The sequence below is a fragment of the Odoribacter sp. N15.MGS-14 genome (assembly GCF_000980245.1).
In the GTDB taxonomy this organism is placed as follows: Bacteria; Bacteroidota; Bacteroidia; order Bacteroidales; family Marinifilaceae; genus Odoribacter; species Odoribacter splanchnicus.
Genome location: NZ_LARE01000212.1, coordinates 1 through 366, shown reverse-complemented (window position 1 = coordinate 366; position 366 = coordinate 1). Strand labels below are relative to the sequence as shown.

At 53.6% G+C, this 366-nt stretch carries 1 rRNA gene; it reads left to right on the top strand.

Going from position 1 to position 366, the window contains the following annotated elements:
• A 23S ribosomal RNA gene (locus tag WS34_RS15215) occupies positions 1-366 on the top strand; the annotation flags it as partial.

Sequence of the window (366 nt, the reverse complement as noted above, 5' to 3'; positions counted from 1 at the left end):
AGGTCCCAAGGGTTGGGCTGTTCGCCCATTAAAGCGGTACGCGAGCTGGGTTCAGAACGTCGTGAGACAGTTCGGTCCCTATCCGGCGTGGGCGTAGGATATCTGAGAGGAGCTGTCCTTAGTACGAGAGGACCGGGATGGACTGACCTCTGGTGCACCGGTTGCATTGCCAAATGCATAGCCGGGTAGCCAAGTCGGGACGGGATAAACGCTGAAGGCATCTAAGCGTGAAGCCCCCCTCAAGATGAGATATCCCATAACATAAGTTAGTAAGACCCCTTGAAGACGACGAGGTAGATAGGCAGAAGGTGGAAGTGTGGTGACATATGGAGCTGATCTGTACTAATAGGTCGAGGGCTTAACCAA